At 43.3% G+C, this 19,070-nt stretch carries 15 protein-coding genes, 2 tRNA genes and 2 rRNA genes; 6 read left to right on the plus strand and 13 right to left on the minus strand.

Features of this window, described 5'->3' with window-relative positions; genetic code table 11:
- Positions 1-51: 51 nt before the first annotated feature.
- The 7 genes from G0029_RS13290 to G0029_RS13320 all read right to left on the minus strand — a co-directional run bounded on the left by G0029_RS13290 (position 52) and on the right by G0029_RS13320 (position 8,450).
- A 23S ribosomal RNA gene (locus G0029_RS13290) occupies positions 52-2,945 on the minus strand.
- Positions 2,946-3,383: 438 nt separating this feature from the next.
- Positions 3,384-3,459: transfer RNA gene (locus G0029_RS13295), tRNA-Ala, on the minus strand.
- Positions 3,460-3,506: 47 nt separating this feature from the next.
- Positions 3,507-3,583, minus strand: a tRNA-Ile gene (locus tag G0029_RS13300).
- 61 nt (positions 3,584-3,644) lie between these two features.
- Positions 3,645-5,183: ribosomal RNA gene (locus G0029_RS13305) — 16S ribosomal RNA — on the minus strand.
- Together the 16S and 23S rRNA genes with 2 tRNA genes alongside form the textbook arrangement of a ribosomal RNA operon.
- 430 nt (positions 5,184-5,613) lie before the next feature.
- The gene (locus G0029_RS13310) at positions 5,614-6,690 is read right to left on the minus strand and encodes a DUF6670 family protein (RefSeq protein ID WP_180109833.1); all 1,077 of its coding nucleotides are present in this window, start codon (positions 6,688-6,690) and stop codon (positions 5,614-5,616) included.
- 36 nt (positions 6,691-6,726) lie between these two features.
- Positions 6,727-7,551: a CDP-diacylglycerol--serine O-phosphatidyltransferase gene (pssA, locus tag G0029_RS13315; protein ID WP_078192422.1), complete on the minus strand. Its 825-nt coding sequence runs from the start codon at positions 7,549-7,551 to the stop codon at positions 6,727-6,729.
- 41 nt (positions 7,552-7,592) lie between these two features.
- Positions 7,593-8,450, minus strand: a complete 858-nt coding sequence (locus G0029_RS13320; protein ID WP_180106962.1) for a 23S rRNA (adenine(2030)-N(6))-methyltransferase RlmJ — start codon at positions 8,448-8,450, stop codon at positions 7,593-7,595.
- 114 nt (positions 8,451-8,564) lie between these two features.
- Here G0029_RS13320 and G0029_RS13325 point away from each other — a divergent pair, with 114 nt between their 5' ends.
- Both G0029_RS13325 and G0029_RS13330 read left to right on the plus strand, forming a co-directional pair.
- Positions 8,565-9,167, plus strand: a complete 603-nt coding sequence (locus G0029_RS13325) for a 2OG-Fe(II) oxygenase (RefSeq protein ID WP_111885952.1) — start codon at positions 8,565-8,567, stop codon at positions 9,165-9,167.
- A 71-nt stretch (positions 9,168-9,238) separates the two neighbouring features.
- Positions 9,239-9,766 carry a hypothetical protein gene (locus G0029_RS13330; protein WP_180035684.1) on the plus strand — a complete coding sequence of 176 codons (528 nt, stop codon included), beginning with the start codon at positions 9,239-9,241 and terminating at the stop codon, positions 9,764-9,766.
- Between the two features lie 51 nt (positions 9,767-9,817).
- Here the strand turns inward: G0029_RS13330 and G0029_RS13335 are convergent, their stop codons facing one another.
- The 5 genes from G0029_RS13335 to G0029_RS13355 all read right to left on the minus strand — a co-directional run bounded on the left by G0029_RS13335 (position 9,818) and on the right by G0029_RS13355 (position 14,469).
- Positions 9,818-10,075 (minus strand): DUF2789 family protein, encoded by a 258-nt coding sequence (locus G0029_RS13335; RefSeq protein ID WP_078189234.1) that lies wholly within the window; start codon positions 10,073-10,075, stop codon positions 9,818-9,820.
- 105 nt (positions 10,076-10,180) lie between these two features.
- A complete protein-coding gene (locus G0029_RS13340) occupies positions 10,181-10,441 on the minus strand; it encodes a DUF2789 family protein (RefSeq protein WP_078192425.1) in 261 nt (86 codons plus the stop codon).
- Between the two features lie 189 nt (positions 10,442-10,630).
- Positions 10,631-11,617 (minus strand): malate dehydrogenase, encoded by a 987-nt coding sequence (locus tag G0029_RS13345; protein WP_180106960.1) that lies wholly within the window; start codon positions 11,615-11,617, stop codon positions 10,631-10,633.
- Between the two features lie 170 nt (positions 11,618-11,787).
- Positions 11,788-12,447: a ribonuclease I gene (locus G0029_RS13350; RefSeq protein WP_180106958.1), complete on the minus strand. Its 660-nt coding sequence runs from the start codon at positions 12,445-12,447 to the stop codon at positions 11,788-11,790.
- Positions 12,448-12,492: 45 nt separating this feature from the next.
- The gene (locus G0029_RS13355; RefSeq protein WP_180106956.1) at positions 12,493-14,469 is read right to left on the minus strand and encodes a lytic transglycosylase domain-containing protein; all 1,977 of its coding nucleotides are present in this window, start codon (positions 14,467-14,469) and stop codon (positions 12,493-12,495) included.
- Between the two features lie 307 nt (positions 14,470-14,776).
- On the opposite strand from G0029_RS13355, the gene miaB reads away from it, so the two are divergent.
- The 4 genes from miaB (at position 14,777) to G0029_RS13375 (ending at position 18,210) form a co-directional block, all read left to right on the plus strand.
- Entirely contained in the window at positions 14,777-16,234 is a 1,458-nt protein-coding gene (gene miaB, locus G0029_RS13360; protein WP_180106954.1) for a tRNA (N6-isopentenyl adenosine(37)-C2)-methylthiotransferase MiaB, read from the plus strand.
- Positions 16,235-16,272: 38 nt separating this feature from the next.
- On the plus strand, positions 16,273-17,364 hold the full coding sequence (locus tag G0029_RS13365; protein ID WP_180106952.1) for a PhoH family protein: 1,092 nt from the start codon (positions 16,273-16,275) through the stop codon (positions 17,362-17,364).
- Between the two features lie 9 nt (positions 17,365-17,373).
- On the plus strand, positions 17,374-17,856 hold the full coding sequence (ybeY, locus tag G0029_RS13370; protein WP_078192431.1) for an rRNA maturation RNase YbeY: 483 nt from the start codon (positions 17,374-17,376) through the stop codon (positions 17,854-17,856).
- 63 nt (positions 17,857-17,919) lie between these two features.
- A complete protein-coding gene (locus tag G0029_RS13375; RefSeq protein WP_180106950.1) occupies positions 17,920-18,210 on the plus strand; it encodes an antibiotic biosynthesis monooxygenase family protein in 291 nt (96 codons plus the stop codon).
- On the opposite strand, the gene G0029_RS13380 is transcribed toward G0029_RS13375, so the two are convergent.
- Positions 18,211-19,068, minus strand: coding sequence for an energy transducer TonB (locus G0029_RS13380; protein ID WP_194087884.1), 858 nt, complete (start codon positions 19,066-19,068; stop codon positions 18,211-18,213). It abuts the gene before it with no gap.
- Positions 19,069-19,070: the final 2 nt, after the last annotated feature.

Genomic DNA, 19,070 nt, shown 5'->3' on the forward strand with positions numbered 1-19,070 from the left:
TGATTATATGTGAATCAATTGATGCTTTACATACAACTGTTTGGGTGTTGTATAGTCAAGCCTCACGAGCAATTAGTATTGGTCAGCTTCATGCGTCACCGCACTTCCACATCCAACCTATCAACGTCGTAGTCTTCAACGGCTCTTTAGTGGACATAAAGTCCAAGGGAAATCTTATCTTGAGGTAGGCTTCCCGCTTAGATGCTTTCAGCGGTTATCCCTTCCGAACATAGCTACCCGGCGATGCGACTGGCGTCACAACCGGTACACCAGAGGTTCGTCCACTCTGGTCCTCTCGTACTAGGAGCAGATCCTCTCAAATTTCCAGCGCCCACGGTAGATAGGGACCGAACTGTCTCACGACGTTCTAAACCCAGCTCGCGTACCTCTTTAAATGGCGAACAGCCATACCCTTGGGACCTGCTTCAGCCCCAGGATGAGATGAGCCGACATCGAGGTGCCAAACACCGCCGTCGATATGAACTCTTGGGCGGTATCAGCCTGTTATCCCCAGAGTACCTTTTATCCGTTGAGCGATGGCCCTTCCATACAGAACCACCGGATCACTAAGACCTACTTTCGTACCTGCTCGACTTGTGGGTCTCGCAGTTAAGCGCGCTTTTGCCTTTATACTCTACGCGTGATTTCCGACCACGCTGAGCGCACCTTCGTACTCCTCCGTTACTCTTTAGGAGGAGACCGCCCCAGTCAAACTACCCACCAGACATGGTCCTCGTCCCGGATAACGGGACAGAGTTAGAACCTCAATATTACCAGGGTGGTATTTCAAGATTGGCTCCACCGAAACTAGCGTCTCGGTTTCAAAGCCTCCCACCTATCCTACACAAGTAAGATCAAAGTTCAATGTCAAGCTGCAGTAAAGGTTCACGGGGTCTTTCCGTCTAGCCGCGGGTACACCGCATCTTCACGGCGATTTCGATTTCACTGAGCCTCTGCTGGAGACAGCGCCCCCATCATTATGCCATTCGTGCAGGTCGGAACTTACCCGACAAGGAATTTCGCTACCTTAGGACCGTTATAGTTACGGCCGCCGTTTACTGGGGCTTCGATCAAGAGCTTCGCTTACGCTAACCCCATCAATTAACCTTCCAGCACCGGGCAGGCATCACACCCTATACGTCCACTTTCGTGTTTGCAGAGTGCTATGTTTTTAATAAACAGTTGCAGGGGCCTGGTTTCTGTGGCTGCTCTCAGCTCAGGAAGCAAGTTCCATCACCAAAAGCAGCGTACCTTCTCCCGAAGTTACGGTACCATTTTGCCTAGTTCCTTCAGCAGAGTTCTCTCAAGCGCTTTGGTCTACTCGACCTGACCACCTGTGTCGGTTTCGGGTACGATTCCAGTGTAACTGAAGCTTAGAGACTTTTCCTGGAAGTATGGTATCAGCCACTTCACTGTACAAGTACAGCTTGCTGTCAGATCTCAGCATAGAGTACCCCGGATTTGCCTAAGATACATGCCTACTTCCTTTCACCTGGACAACCAACGCCAGGCTGACTTAACCTTCTCCGTCCTCTCATCGCATTACACTGAAGTATTGGAATATTAACCAATTTCCCATCGACTACGCCTCTCGGCCTCGCCTTAGGGGTCGACTCACCCAGCCCCGATTAACGTTGGACTGGAACCCTTGGTCTTTCAGCGAACGGGTTTTTCACCCGTTTTGTCGTTACTCACGTCAGCATTCGCACTTCTGATACCTCCAGCAGACTTCTCAATCCACCTTCATCGGCTTACAGAACGCTCCCCTACCACTTACACTAATGTGTAAATCCGCAGCTTCGGCATATAGTTTTAGCCCCGTTACATCTTCCGCGCAGGCCGACTCGACTAGTGAGCTATTACGCTTTCTTTAAAGGGTGGCTGCTTCTAAGCCAACCTCCTAGCTGTCTATGCCTTCCCACATCGTTTCCCACTTAACTATAATTTTGGGGCCTTAGCTGGCGGTCTGGATTGTTTTCCTCTTGACTACGGACGTTAGCACCCGCAGTCTGTCTCCCGGATAGTACTCATTGGTATTCGGAGTTTGCATCGGTTTGGTAAGTCGGGATGACCCCCTAGCCGAAACAGTGCTCTACCCCCAATGGTATTCGTCCGAGGCGCTACCTAAATAGCTTTCGGGGAGAACCAGCTATCACCGAGTTTGATTAGCCTTTCACCCCTATCCACAAGTCATCCCCTGGCTTTTCAACGACAGTGGGTTCGGTCCTCCAGTTAGTGTTACCCAACCTTCAACCTGCTCATGGATAGATCACCCGGTTTCGGGTCTACACCCAGCAACTAAACGCCCTATTAAGACTCGATTTCTCTACGGCTCCCCTAATCGGTTAACCTTGCTACTGAATGTAAGTCGCTGACCCATTATACAAAAGGTACGCAGTCACCAAACAAGTTGGCTCCCACTGCTTGTATGCATGCGGTTTCAGGATCTATTTCACTCCCCTCACAGGGGTTCTTTTCGCCTTTCCCTCACGGTACTGGTTCACTATCGGTCAGTCAGGAGTATTTAGCCTTGGAGGATGGTCCCCCCATATTCAGACAAGGTTTCACGTGCCTCGCCCTACTCGACATCATTATCTAAGCCCTTTCGTGTACAGGACTATCACCTACTATGGTCGCACTTCCCAGAGCGTTCCACTAAAGCTTAGATAACTTAATGGGCTTTTCCCCGTTCGCTCGCCGCTACTGAGGGAATCTCAATTGATTTCTTTTCCTAAGGGTACTGAGATGTTTCACTTCCCCTCGTTCGCCTCATAAACCTATGTATTCAGTTTATGATACCCGCCTTATAGCGGGTGGGTTTCCCCATTCAGAAATCTCCGGATCACAGGATATTTGCCGCCTCCCCGGAGCTTATCGCAGGCTATTACGTCTTTCATCGCCTCTGACTGCCAAGGCATCCACCACATGCACTTAATTACTTGACTATACAACCCCAAACAGTCGTTACACCTACAAGTCAGTGTAGCAACAAGATCCACCAGTAAACTGGCTTCTCTCACAGTTCGTTGTTCCGTGCACTTAAGCACTGTACAGCTTCAATTAGATTCATATACCAAAACGCTTGATTCAGTTAATTTCGCTAGTAACTCATTTCATTCAACTTTCACAATTGCTTGTTAGGTTAAATCAAACGAGTATGAACAAATTATTTCAACTCAAATATATTCTGTTAATGATTTTTTCCAGCCTTCGTCAGGTCAGGAAACTGTGATAAATCACAGAGCTTAATAACAATGGAGCGAATCATACGCCACTTTGTTGCTAAGCTCTATAACCTAAACACTTGATCGCTTAAGGACTAAGCTAACAATCGTTTGATTGTTTATTTTAGCTTCGTTCTTTATACATTCCGAAGGAATGTATGGTGGAGACTAGGAGAGTCGAACTCCTGACCTCCTGCGTGCAAAGCAGGCGCTCTACCAACTAAGCTAAGTCCCCAGCTTATCAATAAGTCAATGTTCTGATTTTCCGTACTTTGTCAGTAGTGGTGGGTCTGACAAGACTTGAACTTGTGACCCCACGCTTATCAAGCGTGTGCTCTAACCAACTGAGCTACAGACCCTCAGATACATCGTCATGAAGAACAACTTGTTGTGGATTCTTACCAATCGTCAATCTTTCGTTAAGGAGGTGATCCAGCCGCAGGTTCCCCTACGGCTACCTTGTTACGACTTCACCCCAGTCATCGGCCACACCGTGGTAAGCGTCCTCCTTACGGTTAGACTACCTACTTCTGGTGCAACAAACTCCCATGGTGTGACGGGCGGTGTGTACAAGGCCCGGGAACGTATTCACCGCGGCATTCTGATCCGCGATTACTAGCGATTCCGACTTCATGGAGTCGAGTTGCAGACTCCAATCCGGACTACGATCGGCTTTTTGAGATTAGCATCTCCTCGCGGAGTAGCAACCCTTTGTACCGACCATTGTAGCACGTGTGTAGCCCTGGTCGTAAGGGCCATGATGACTTGACGTCGTCCCCGCCTTCCTCCAGTTTGTCACTGGCAGTATCCTTAAAGTTCCCGGCTTAACCCGATGGCAAATAAGGAAAAGGGTTGCGCTCGTTGCGGGACTTAACCCAACATCTCACGACACGAGCTGACGACAGCCATGCAGCACCTGTATGTAAGTTCCCGAAGGCACCAATCCATCTCTGGAAAGTTCTTACTATGTCAAGACCAGGTAAGGTTCTTCGCGTTGCATCGAATTAAACCACATGCTCCACCGCTTGTGCGGGCCCCCGTCAATTCATTTGAGTTTTAGTCTTGCGACCGTACTCCCCAGGCGGTCTACTTATCGCGTTAGCTGCGCCACTAAAGCCTCAAAGGCCCCAACGGCTAGTAGACATCGTTTACGGCATGGACTACCAGGGTATCTAATCCTGTTTGCTCCCCATGCTTTCGTGCCTCAGCGTCAGTATTAGGCCAGATGGCTGCCTTCGCCATCGGTATTCCTCCAGATCTCTACGCATTTCACCGCTACACCTGGAATTCTACCATCCTCTCCCATACTCTAGCTTCCCAGTATCGAATGCAATTCCCAAGTTAAGCTCGGGGATTTCACATCCGACTTAAAAAGCCGCCTACGCACGCTTTACGCCCAGTAAATCCGATTAACGCTCGCACCCTCTGTATTACCGCGGCTGCTGGCACAGAGTTAGCCGGTGCTTATTCTGCGAGTAACGTCCACTATCTCTAGGTATTAACCAAAGTAGCCTCCTCCTCGCTTAAAGTGCTTTACAACCAAAAGGCCTTCTTCACACACGCGGCATGGCTGGATCAGGGTTCCCCCCATTGTCCAATATTCCCCACTGCTGCCTCCCGTAGGAGTCTGGGCCGTGTCTCAGTCCCAGTGTGGCGGATCATCCTCTCAGACCCGCTACAGATCGTCGCCTTGGTAGGCCTTTACCCCACCAACTAGCTAATCCGACTTAGGCTCATCTATTAGCGCAAGGTCCGAAGATCCCCTGCTTTCTCCCGTAGGACGTATGCGGTATTAGCATCCCTTTCGAAATGTTGTCCCCCACTAATAGGCAGATTCCTAAGCATTACTCACCCGTCCGCCGCTAGAAATCGGTAGCAAGCTACCTATTCCCGCTCGACTTGCATGTGTTAAGCCTGCCGCCAGCGTTCAATCTGAGCCATGATCAAACTCTTCAGTTTAAAATCAATAGTACATATAGTGTACCAATCTTGGCTCATCAATTACTGACAAAAATTTGCTCAAATAAACTTCGAGTAATTTCTACCATCAATCAATGAAAATAATTTCGATCAATCAATCAGTAAAAATCCACACAAGTTGTTCTTCATAATCTCTTAATGATCTTCTTGTTGGTTCGTCACCAGCAAGCTAGGTCGGCTATATTACTCTTTATTTCTAAAGAGTCAACTGGTAATTCAAATTATTTTTAAACTTAAAAAATAAAACCCAACTTAACCAAGTCATTGTTTTATCAGAAGTTTTAATCTTCATCACCGCCGATGGATGTGCATTCTACAGCATTTCTGATCCAACGCAACACCCTTTTCCATTTATTTTTATTTTTTCATTACGTTTGTTTATTTATTCTACTAAATTAAGTTTTTTTTACTATTTTTTGAGCATAAAAGGGACGATATTTCCATATTTGTCCGTTAATTTATCTTTTTCATTCTTTTCTTGCCATTTTAAAGCTCGGCAATCGACATATTCACAGTAGCCACCCTCCCCACACTCGATTTCGTCGTTAATTTTAATTTGATAGTTAAAGCTTCCTGCATAGCCAGCGCCGAGTCCAAATTTAAAATCCCCACGACTCTGCGCTTGTATATGTATTTTCATTTTGTCATTTTGGTAAATCCATTCAAATTCACGTGGCAAATACATTTTTTGCAAATTTGGGGTTTTAACAGCGGGATAAACGCGCATGACTTTAAAGAACACGCCTTGGTCTGCCATGAACACTTGCTGCTGATTTAAATCTCTTAGATATAAACGCGAACTCAAAATATTGTTATAACGATCTCGCGTTTGCATAAAGATAATTTGACGTTGTCGACTAAGGTTAATCACCTGATGGGTATAAAACGCTAAAGGTAAATATGGGAACTTGCGTATTTGTGCATAGGATAATACCGCCAGCTGATTTACATCATACATCTGGCCCTGAAATTTGATTTGACCTTCACATTGGCACATCACCGACCAATATTCAGCAAGACCTAATCTCAACTTAATTAAACACGAAGAAATATCGGTAGTTTGCACGGACAAATCTAAACTGAGTTCAGTATCTTCTCGATGGATTTGAAATACCGCTCCATCCCAACCAATCTGCTCTTTATCTCTAAATTTAAAGACGGTATCACTCAGACTACAGTCGTCTTTGATGGAATATGATTGTAATTGCCCAACCATATGACCGCTCACACTGGTCAATACTGTGGCTGTATTGAGTTCGTCTTGTTGAATGGACACAGGATTTTGAAAAGCGGGAATCTGAGGCTGACCGAGCCAACTTATAAAGTTAAGATAATGTAAGGGCGCAGGAAGATTCGGTATACAGAGTCCATAATGGACTGAAGGGTAAGACGTATTCGGCGCATGTAGATTTATTTTTTTATGTTGTAAATCTGGAGCTTGATTCAATCGTCTTGATTGATCCAAGAAATCTTGAAATATCTGCATATCAAGCTCCTTTTCATTTTTATTTCATGTTTTATCTCATGCTTCAGCCTTTTTTGCCATTAAGGTTGTGACAAAGCCAGACAATGCATAAATTACTGAAATAATTAAAATACCCATTGGAATATTATACGTTACAGCAGCTAAAATGAAGACTATGATTGGCAACACCGCAAATGGAACACGGCGACGATCCACAGTTTTAAATGAATAGTATTTTACATTTGAGATCATCAATAGACCCACTGCAATAATCACTACCGCATTAAAAATCTGAATACCTGTTTCGCGTAAGTCGAAGACCGCAGGGATATCCATACCTACCCATACCAATGAAATAATCATAACGGCTGCGAGTGGACTTGCAACACCAATAAAATAACGTTTATCGACAACCCCAATTTGTACGTTAAAACGTGCCAAACGGAAGGCTGCACATGCGGTGTAAACAAAACATGCTGCCAGACCAATACGGCCTAAGTCATTTAGACTCCAGCTATACATTAAAATGGCAGGTGCAACACCAAATGCTAGCAAGTCCGACAACGAGTCAAACTGTTCACCAAAAGGACTTTGTGCGCCGATAGCACGTGCGACACGTCCATCCAAACCATCAAATAATGCTGCAAGGAAAATGGCATAAATGGCTTGTTGAAACTCACCATTCATACTGGCAATTATTGAATAAAAGCCGGATAACAACGCAGCAGTTGTAATCAAGTTTGGCCACAGATAGATCCCACGACGTTTCACTTTATGCCCTTCATGGGTATGCTCCTCTTCTTCAACTTCAAATGTAATGCCATCAAATGCATTTTCATCCTTTGAAGAAATTTCCCGCTCAGGTTTATTTGTATTTGTCATTATTCGATCCTAACTGTGACCTTTCTTTTTCAAGTTTAAAATTATTCGCCAACCAACCAACGTACGGCTGCATGACCACCATTTTCATTCATACGAAGATGTGGGAACAACCATTGTAATGCTTCGTCCGCATCTTCAGAGAATTTCCAAGGTGGGTTAATCACCAATAAACCACAACCATTTAGTCCGACTGGAGTGTCATCTGGCCATACACAAATTTCGCAAACCAACTGACGACGAATGCCGGTTTTGTACATTTTCTTTTCAAAACGTTCAATCATCGCGCGGTCTTTAATTGGATACCATACCGCAAAAACGCCTGTCGGCCATTTTTTATAAGCAGCCACCAACAATTCTACAAGCTGTGGAAAGTCTTTACGTTCTAATTCGTAAGGCGGGTCAATCATGACCAAACCACGTTTTTCTTTTGGTGGAATTACAGCCAGTAAACCTTCGTAAGCATCACGCTCATGCAAGCCTGCACGTTTATCAAAAATATTGTGGCGCAATTGTTGGAATACATCGCGCTGCATTTCAAAAATCGTTGCCTTATCAGTTTCACGCATGCCTTCAAGTGCGAACCACGGAGAGCCTGGATAAGCGCCTTTGCCAAAGTTTTCACGCATTTTTTCAACAACTTTTAAATATTGTTGAACACCTTCAGGCGCATTGCGTTTAATCGAATCATCGAGCTTAACTAAACGATGAATACCATTTAAAAACTCACCTGATTTCTGTGCTTCAGAGGTCGAAAGATCATATTTACCTGCACCACCATGTGTATCTACATAGCGATAAGGTTTATCTTTTGCATTCAATCGACTTAATAACTGAAGCAGCAAAACGTGCTTCATCACGTCGGCAAAGTTGCCTGCATGGAAATGGTGACGGTAATTCATGTTTCTTTAATTCCTAATATCAACGGACATTTTAGCATGAAAAATAGTTTCATTCCGATGCTATTCTTGCTCTAGAATACGTCACCTTTTTTTCCACAACTTTATGGATCGTATATGGAAACAGCCTTTCTCCCAAAGTCTTGGCCGGTTGATCAAATCCTCGATGATTTAGATCAACACGGGTTTAGCATTATTGATGACGCTTATCCTGCTGAATATATACATGCACTTGTTGAAGAATGTATGTCAAATTTAAATAAATTTAGGGATGCAGCCGTACAAAATGGAGTCATCAGTAAAATTAGAAGTGATCATATTTTATGGATTAACGACACATTAGATGTCGCACAAGAACACGTTCAAGCCTTAGAACATTTATCAGAACAATTTAATCGCGCATTTTTTTCTAACATTCACGAAGTCGAAGCACATTTTGCTTGTTATAACGCAGGTGAGTTTTATGCACTACACAAAGATAATCCTCAAGGCAAAAATGGACGTGTCATTTCAGCGGTTTATTATTTGCATGAATATTGGCAAGCCGACTGGGGCGGTGAATTGCGCTTACAGGATAAGAATGATGTTTGGCATATTTTAGAACCTAAACCAAATCGCATTGCGTTATTCCAAAGTGACCTATTACACGAGGTACTCGAAGCTAAACATCAACGTTTATCGATTACGGCTTGGCTACGTAATGACAACTCGATGTGGTAATTCGAGATTCCTCCTTTAAATCCCTTAAACTATCCTCATATATGAGTCATTCATAGATGAGGATGTACCCGATGCGTCAAAACAGTCATAAAATTATTCAGCGTATTGGCGAAACCGATCAATTATTTCTACAAGGCAACAGCCCTGAACTTGCTCTTGAGCGTGCAGACTTACGCCTGCAATTGGTTAATTTAAGTAAGAACCATCAAGAACAAGTGTATTTTCTGCAAGAAGCCATTGTTCTACTTGAGCAAAGCCGGATTGAATTTGAAGAAATGCCGATTGAGCTATACATCAATTTGTCTGTACATTTAGCCAAAGCTTATATGATATTTTTTGAAATTACCCAAGAGCAGCGCTATGCCCTGATTACCCAGCAGATTATGAAACCGATGTCCAAAGCTGAACATGGCGACATTTACTTCTACCTGGCCTATGCCTCTGCAGTAAAACAGGAACCTGCGTTAACCCGCCACTGGCTAAATAAGTACTGCAAATCTCAAGAATTCAAACTTACCACATTACTTGAGCATCCTGCATTTAATCCATATCGCCAAGAAGATTGGTTTGCAGAGTTACGCCAAAGCAAACTGCACTAAATAAAAAAACACCTCTGAGGAGGTGTTTTTTTATTTGTGGAAAAATGAAATCTATGCCGGCTGCAGCTTATATGCGTCCATATGCAACTGTTGATTCAGCTCATCAATCCATATAGCCCAATCATCATCTTGTACTAAATGACTGATTAGAAAATCACGCTGCGCTTTATTCCAAAACGGCGCATCATGTAAATTTTCACTTGCAGCAAGCTGATGCGTACGCACGTATAACTCGATCGCAGCTGGACTGCTAGCTAACCCCAATTGAGAAAACAATAAAGCTAAGGATGGTTTATTTTGATTGAGCATCTCGCCCTCCTTATCAACTAATCTGTCATTTATTATTTAATTAACTTATATGATGAAGCTAAAAAAACCTAGCGTTAAAACTAGGTTTGTTGTTTCAAATTGTATTTAGATTTTGCATGATCCGGAAAGCTTATGTTCTGTATGCAATTGTTCATTTAAAATATCGACCACTATGGCCCAGTCATCATCTTTTTTCCAATGACTGATAATGAAGTCACGCTGTGACTTCGTCCAAAATGGCGCTTCATGCAATGGAACATCCATGGTGATTTGATGCGTTTCGATAAATTGATCAATGCCTTCCGGACTTGCATCTAACCCCAATTGTTCAAAAAATAGTTCCAACGTCGGTTGTTGATCAAACATTGCCGTTCTCCTCAAGCCAAAAACATTTCTTCCATCTTCATAGTTATCTGTTTAATTGACTTTGTCAGTTGCAACTACATCTCAACGTGTTATTTTTTGTTCAAAACTTAAGCTTGGTATTTTTCGCAGGCCATAAAAAAGCACCCCAAATGGAGTGCTTTTTTTTATAATTTAATTTAAAAAATTAAATTATTTAACCATGTCAGCAACTGCTGCACGTTCTTCTTCAAGCTCGTTTAGAGTGACGTTGATACGTTCACGGCTGAATTCGTCGATTTCAAGACCTTGAACGATTTTGTATTCGCCATTTTCACAAGTTACAGGGAAACCGAACATTACGCCTTCAGGAATACCATAAGAACCGTCAGAAGGAATACCCATAGTTACCCATTTGCCGTTTGTGCCAAGAGCCCAATCGCGCATATGGTCGATTGCAGCGTTTGCAGCAGAAGCAGCAGAAGAAAGACCACGCGCTTCGATGATCGCAGCACCACGTTTACCAACAGTTGGAAGGAATACGTCTTTGTTCCAAGCAGCATCGTTGATTTTGTCTTTTAAGCTTTCGCCGTTTACATTTGCAAAACGGTAGTCAGCATACATTGTTGGAGAGTGGTTACCCCAAACTGTCATGTTTTCGATGTCAGAAACTGCAACACCCGCTTTTTGAGCAAGTTGAGTTAACGCACGGTTGTGGTCAAGACGTAACATTGCTGTGAAGTTTTTCGCTGGAAGATCTGGAGCAGATTTCATTGCGATGTAAGCGTTAGTGTTTGCAGGGTTACCTACAACAAGAACTTTAACGTCACGGCTAGCAACTTCGTTTAATGCTTTACCTTGACCGATGAAGATTTCACCGTTTACTTTAAGAAGGTCAGCACGTTCCATACCAGGACCACGTGGACGTGAACCTACAAGAAGAGCGTAGTCAGCATCTTTGAATGCAACTTTAGGATCATCAGTACCGATCATACCTTCTAAAAGAGGGAATGCGCAGTCATCAAGTTCCATCATTACGCCTTTAAGCGCTTGTTGAGCTTTCTCAACTGGAATTTCTAATAATTGAAGGATAACTGGTTGGTCTTTACCCAACATTTCACCGCTTGCGATACGGAATAATAAGCTATAACCGATTTGACCAGCTGCGCCAGTAACGGCAACACGAACTGCTTGCTTCATGTAATTATCTCCAATTGAGGAAGGTCATAATGATTAAATAGCTGTTCTATCTAATCTTAATAATCATAAACGGCAAAGATTGTACTCCAATCTTTTGACGCTTGCATGTAAAAGAGAATGCTTTTCAACAAAAGTATGATAGGAAATATAAATAAAATGCCGAAAAAAGCTTAGAAAGAACCTTTAATTATGAAAGTTGCAGGACAATTTCCGACAATAGTCGTAGGGCAACTTTTATACTGACCATTGTTTTTATAGCAAATTTTAATCTCTGTCAGTAGGCTGCCACCACGGGTTTGCATACAGTTAAATGCAATACTTTGGGATACCAATCCGCTGTTCATACGCAACATTTTATTACGCAAGACATTGGCTTGAATGGATTGGGTTTCTTGGCTAGTCAATTCATCTGGAATTTTTAGCTTATCTGCATGATTAATAATGGTTCTGAAATACTGACTAGCATTCATTGGGATACAGCCGCCGGTAGTGTGCCAAAGCGCCACGCGAGCATTTTCATCAGGCATAATCCGTGCAACCACTTTGGCTTGCAACGGAGAAAGTTTAGCTGAACTATTGGTGGTGCAATCACGGGTAGAAGTTTCTGGATATAGGCCCGTGATATTGAGTGAATACCCTTCCAGACATTTACGTTTTTTACTTTTTAAAGGGTCATAGGCGCAAACAGCTGGCACCATTTGCACATCCATCACATAGCCATTAACCACGGGTGCTGCCGAAAGCACAGACACACCAAAGCCTGCACCACTGCCGATGAGCAGTGATGTCAGTATTCGATAAACAGGTCTAATGTTCAATTCGGCATTCATTATTTACCCATATTGCGCCTTAAAACAGGCGCGTTGCTTTAATGCTTATTGCGCATTCCGTAATGGAATCATTTGCATTCGTTTTTCAATCGATTGCGGTCCCTGACCCAATAAAAGGCCGTAATGGGTTGCATTGGTCATCACATGTTTTACATAGTCTCGAGTTTCCGTTAATGGAATCGATTCTGTATATTGGTCCGCTGCAATCGCTTGATACTCAGGCTGCCAGCGTCGAGCACGATTTGGACCCGCATTGTAACCTGCGGTCGCTAATACTGGACTATTACTCAATTGACGTTGAATCATCGATAAATAGAAAGTGCCATAACGGATATTGGTATTCATATCCGTTAATGCAGCGGGGTTATAACTCTCCCCCATCTGACGAGCCACCAATTTTGCGGTGTCTGGCATAATTTGCATTAAACCACCGGCACCGACATGTGAACGTGCGCTAGTAACAAACCGACTTTCTTGACGCATCAAGCCATAAGCCCATGCAGGGTCAATACCTGCATTACGACTATGACTCACCACATAATTTTGATGCGGCATAGCATAGCGTAAAGCATAATTGTGCTGTTTAGTTGTTCGATCTGCAGCATAAATCGCCCGATCATACCACCCCATATCGGTTGCACGTTTAGCTGCGGCAAGAATCATGCCATCATCATGCTTTAAGTAGGCTTGACGCACTGCCCAGTTCCATTCACGGTTAATATAGCTGTCAGATGCATTAATATTGCGCAATGCAAAGGCACGACGGAAGTGAATATCCTGACTGAGACGCTGCGCATCTTGTGACGAAGGCTGCACATTTGACGGAATATTGTTATAAGACTGACCAATTTTGTCACGTGCTAACAAATTATGGTAATCATCGCCAACGGCAAGCTTGCGATAAATTTCTTTAGCCGCACGTTTAGATGAGGCATCTCCACGTTGTTCAGAGGCTCGTGCTAACCAATATTGCCAACGGTCTTCCTGCTTTTGCGAAACGCTCATCGCATCAATTGCACGAATGACACTTTCCCATGCGCCAAAACGAATGGCTTGTCGCGCATAAATCTCGGCTTCTTCTGCACTAAAAGGCAGTCCATAACTCAAATCAAGATAATTTAGAACTTCACGGTTGAAATTATTTTTCATTACCGTTGTACCACCGATATACCCGACACTACGGTATAGGGCTTTTTGTACATCGGCTGGTGTGCCTTCTGCTGCACGTTTCACCGAAGAAATCGCACCATTTAAGTCGCTATCGGCCAAGCGACCCATCGCATAAATCAGGTATGCATGATCTTCAGCTGTGGCTTTGGGTGCAGACCATAAATAATTCAGTGGATTGGCTTGAATGGTGTTGAGTTGTGACAAATTAATATTTACGCCAATGGTTTGCGCAGTCGCAATCGCTTGTCCTGACTGACCCGCTCTTAACTGTCCCCACATCCGTTGATGGCGGTCATCTTGAGTCATTAAAGGACTCGACAGCATCATACGGCCCAAGCCCGTACACGAGTCAGGTTGTGAGTTTGTGGTCAACCATACATCTTTAAATTCTGCGTAAACCAGAGGGTCGCCCGACTTTGCGCGGACTTGAGCCATGGCACATGTTTCAGCACGGTCAGCATTAGTCACATATTGCAAGACAGGCTGTGCTGTAGCGAAATCAGCTTGTTTGACTTTTTCTTCAACATAATCTGCGGCTAATTTTTCTGCCATTGCCGAGTTTGGATAGCGCTGTGCAAAATTAATAATGGCACTTGCAGGTTGTGAAGCCAAATTGTTATTCAGTAACCAATATTCTGGATAATAGCCCAAAACGTCATTTTGCATGGATGATTGATATTGTTGTAATAAACTAATATTGCCTGCATTCGCAGCACGTAAAGCATCGTTAAACTGCTCATCTGCGGCTTGGGAAAACGCAGAAATTCCGGAGAGCCCGACACTCAAAGCAAGTAATTTAGCGTAATTTTTCTGTTTAAAATTATGTTTTAACATCCACTTGCCTTCTTTCATGTCATTCTGCTCAGTTACAGCACATCGAACTTTGTTTAGGAATTAGTTTAATAATTCTAAACTCTGCATTGTGTTCTGTTATGTAACCTTATGATTAGCCAATATTAATTTTCAAACATTTTTGCTTCATAAATCAATATGGCAGAGTTGTCATTTTAGGCTGTAAGTTTCTAGTAAATTACTGCTAAAATATTGCCCATTCTTAAAATCCCCTTTTTGACCTCCGCAGCTGCACAATTCAATTGATTGAATTGTCTGTCAGCCACGTATGGTTATTGATTTTCATAAAATTCCTTTAGGAGCCTACATGACGGTTCAAACCTTCATCCCCAATAGTGCCCAAGCTGCCCCAGATAACACTGTTACCCAGCCACAGCACACCCCAGCTCAAGATGGAACAGTGAAAAAACTGTACATCGAAACGCAAGGGTGTCAGATGAATGAGTATGACAGTCAACGTATGGGCGACCTTTTAGGTGATTCTCACGGCTATGTGCTGACAACCGATCCAAAAGAAGCGGATATTCTCCTGATGAATACCTGCTCTATCCGTGAAAAAGCACAAGAAAAAGTATTTTCTGAGTTAGGCCGCTGGCGCAAGCTGAAAGAAAAAAATCCTGACTTGGTGATTGGTGTTGGTGGCTGTGTTGCCTCTCAGGAAGGTGACAACATTCAAAAACGCGCACCGTATGTAGATATGGTGTTTGGTCCACAAACCTTACACCGTTTACCGCAAATGCTTGATCAACATACTGAGCAAGTGGTCAAACCAAAAAAAGAAAAAATTCAGTTGGTGGATATTTCATTCCCTGACATTGAAAAATTCGACTTTTTACCTGAACCGCGTGTAGAAGGGTTTAAAGCCTTTGTCTCGATTATGGAAGGCTGCTCAAAATACTGTTCTTTCTGTGTGGTTCCTTACACACGTGGAGAAGAAGTATCACGTCCACTGGATGATGTATTGGCTGAAATTGCCACTTTAGCTGAAAAAGGCGTACGTGAAATTTCATTACTCGGCCAAAACGTGAATGGCTACCGTGGTGAAACTTTTGAAGGGGAAATCTGTACCTTTGCAGACTTATTACGTTTAGTTGCTGAGATTCCAGGGATTGGTCGTATTCGTTACACCACATCGCACCCGCTTGAATTTAACGATGACTTGATTCAATGCTACCGTGACTTACCGCAAATGGTTTCTCACTTGCATCTACCGGTTCAAAGTGGTTCGAATGACGTTCTACAAGCCATGAAACGTAACCACACGATTGATGTATATATCGATAAAATTGCTAAATTACGTCAAGTTCGCCCTGATATGCATTTATCTAGCGACTTTATTATTGGCTTCCCGGGTGAGACTGACGAAAACTTCGAAGAAACTTATCAATTTATCCAAGATATGGACTTCGATCATTCATACAGTTTCATCTACTCAAAACGTCCGGGTACTCCTGCCTCAGAACTTGAAGACACAACCCCTGAAGATGTGAAAAAAGAACGTCTTGCAAAAGTTCAACAATGGATTAAACAATCCAGTATCGATAAAACTGATGCAATGCTTGGGACCATTCAACGTGTCTTGATTGAGTCTGTTTCAGACAAAGATCCGAACTTGCTGATTGGTACTGCAGACAATACACGTTTGGTTAGCTTTATCGGTGATCCTGCATGGGTTGGGCGTTTTGCAGAGATTGAAGTGACAGATATTAAAACTTTGAAGTTTGTTTACGGTGAACTCTTGAATCTTGAGCCTGACGTGGCGTAATGTAAGCTTAATCGTCAGACCAATTTAAAGGAATTCTCTTGACTGCAGCGATTCGACGTACTGTAACTTTTGCTGGTATTCCACTTGACCGTTTACAAAGCATGCTCGGTGCCTATAACGGTCATCTCAAACAAATTGAACAACGTTTAGATGTCAAAATTTCTCATCGTGCAGATGCTTTTTTTATTGATGGGGAAATCGATGCGGTAGAGAGAGCCGAAAGTCTCCTTCACCGTCTTTATGAAGAGTCCGAAACCAATCTACAGATTAGTGCGGACATTTTACACATGATGATTCAAGGCAGTCAGACTGACCGCGAAATTCAGGAAGATTTTTCTGAAAATGAGCATACCGGTTTAGACAATGTTTATCTACAAACCCGTAAAGGTCGGATCAATCCACGTGGTGCCAATCAAAAACGCTATGTACAGCGTATTTTACAAAGCGATATTTCATTTGGTATCGGCCCAGCGGGTACAGGTAAAACTTATCTCGCGGTCGCCGCTGCTGTAGATATGCTAGAACGTAATGAAATTCAGCGTATTTTATTGGTTCGCCCTGCGGTTGAAGCAGGTGAAAAACTGGGTTTTTTACCCGGTGATTTGAGCCAAAAAATTGACCCTTACTTACGTCCTCTCTACGACGCTTTGTATGAAATGCTGGGTTTTGAAAAAGTCGCAAAACTGATTGAACGTCAAGTGATTGAAGTTGCACCACTCGCCTACATGCGTGGTCGTACCTTAAATCATTCTTTTGTGATTTTAGATGAAGCACAGAACACTACCCCTGAACAGATGAAAATGTTCCTCACCCGTTTAGGCTTTGGTTCTCGAGCGGTGATCACGGGCGACATTACACAGGTCGATTTACCTCGTGGTCAACAATCTGGTTTGGCACATGCCTTACGTGTGATTGAAAAAATTAAAGAAATTCATATTACTCGCTTCCACTCTCGTGACGTGGTACGTCATCAATTGGTTCAAAAAATTGTTGAAGCCTATGAGGGATGGGACAGCGAACAACATCACCTCACAGCTGAACAACGTGCGGAACGTAAAGCACGTCAGGAAGCCTTGGTGGCGGACAATGATGCTAAAGCTGATGGGCAGCATCAAGACGAAAACATTTAAGGATTCATTTTGAAACTTAATCTCTCTTTGCAGCAAAATTTTCAGTCACCTGAATTGGTGGTGAAACGTGCGCATATCAAAAAAGTCGTGGAAACGGCTTTACGTCATATCGATACACAAAGTGATTGTGAGATCGGTATTGCATGTGTGGACAATGACGAAAGCCACAAATTGAACTTGGAATATCGTGGTAAAGACAAACCGACCAATGTGTTGTCTTTTCCGAGCGATCTCCCGGATGAAATGGCGGCAGTTTTAGACTCATTTCCGATTGGCGACTTGGTGATTTGTATTCCTGTAGTTCTTCGAGAAGCACAAGAACAAAGCAAAGCACCCCTGACCCACTTTACGCATATGCTGGTACACGGTACGTTGCACCTCATGGGCTATGACCATGAAACCTCTGATGAAGATGCTGAAGAAATGGAAGCGTTGGAAATCGAGATTTTAGCCAAATTGGGTTTTGATAACCCTTATCTGGAAAGAGATTAAGAACCCAAAAAGCGAGCTACGGCTCGCTTTTTTTATCGTCATAAAAACCAAGGAAGGAAAGATATGCAATATGTCGTGATTTTTAAAGCACTCATTCGTACGCTTGATGAGCTGTATTTTTCGACTGCACAGCAGCTTAGAGACAAAGCCTTGACACACTTTAACTGTCAACATTTTGAAGCGCTGACAGAGGGTGAGCATGAAATCGCCCTTTCCTACTGGAATACATTAGAAGACATTCGAGCTTGGCAACAAGATGCACAACATCTGGTCGCGCAGCAATTGGGGAAAAACCAATGGTATGCGAGTTTTAGCGTCGAAATCTGCAAAGTTTTGCGACGCTATCACAACTGATTAACGCACCTCAAACTCTGCTTCTGCAGGATCAAAGCGCCAAGTACGCACAATACGAAGTTCTGAGATGTCTTTCATTTTGGCATCAAACAAACCAAAAGGTGCCGCCTTACGTACAGAGGTTTTTGCAGCTTCGTCCAATAAGTTTGAACCTGAACTTTCGATCAAACGAATGGCACGAATCCCGCCATTACTGTTCAAAATAACCATTAAGCGTACTTCACCGCGGAGCTGCTGCTGTTTTGCTGCTTCAGGATAATAACGGTTACCGTAAAATTCGACTTTTTCGCGAAATTTTTCCATGTAAGCAGCAGAAACATCTTGCTTGGCTTGAATACCATCAATGGTTTTAATTTTTTGCTGACGGCTAAAGTTTTGCTGACGTTGTAAATATTGAGCTTCGATACTCGCCACCATCGCAGCCTTGGCCTGAAACTGACTATTCAACTCCTCAACGGCTTTTTTACGACTGTTTTCTTCAGCTTGTTTTTGCCAACTCAAGGTTGTCATCAACACTTTGTCTTCAAAGCTCAGCTCTTTCTTTTGTTGCAGTTGTTCTAAAGCTTCACTTTTTTGCTCACCGGCTTTTTGTTCAATCATCGGTGCAGGCATGTCACTCGACATACGATGCGACTCACGGAATGTCCCCGAGCCCTGCTGATCGGCTTGTGCTAAAAAGTCTGCATGTTCAATTTTTTCCGTCGTAGAACGTAAAGAAACTGCAATTTCTTTGGTGTTATAATCCGCCTCTTGGGGCATGGAAAATTGCATGGTTAAAAAAGCCAAATGCAACACAGCAGCAAACACTAATGCAGTTGCAAATATGGGATCTTTCCACCACTCTTTCATCAAGGGCATGA

Source organism: Acinetobacter sp. YH12138 (assembly GCF_015218525.1).
Lineage (GTDB): Bacteria > Pseudomonadota > Gammaproteobacteria > Pseudomonadales > Moraxellaceae > Acinetobacter > Acinetobacter amyesii.